Origin of the sequence: Erwinia sp. PsM31, assembly GCF_030433775.1 — a bacterium.
GTDB classification, from domain to species: Bacteria; Pseudomonadota; Gammaproteobacteria; order Enterobacterales; family Enterobacteriaceae; genus Erwinia; species Erwinia aeris.
In genome coordinates this window covers 1-221 of sequence record NZ_JARUWZ010000129.1, presented here as the reverse complement: position 1 = coordinate 221, position 221 = coordinate 1, and the positions used below count along the sequence as shown (strand labels likewise).

Genomic DNA, 221 nt, shown 5'->3' with positions numbered 1-221 from the left:
CGCGCGATAGCGCGGCCTGTATCGTGGGCTCGGAGATGTGTATAAGCTACTGGAATCGAACCTGCAACTAGCCCTTAGGAGGGGCTCGTTATATCCATTAAACTAAGGAGACAGCGACAGCATAAACGGGGGCGATCATCCAGTAGCATATGTTACCGTAAGTGTGGCTGCTACTCAAGGACTTCATATATCAACACGTTTTCCCATGTACAGGTCTATGC

General features: G+C 49.8%; 1 tRNA gene. It reads right to left on the bottom strand.

Annotated features, from left to right (window positions below):
* Positions 1-41 precede the first annotated feature (41 nt).
* Positions 42-107 (bottom strand) — tRNA-Arg (locus QCD69_RS22720).
* Between the last annotated feature and the right edge of the window lie 114 nt (positions 108-221).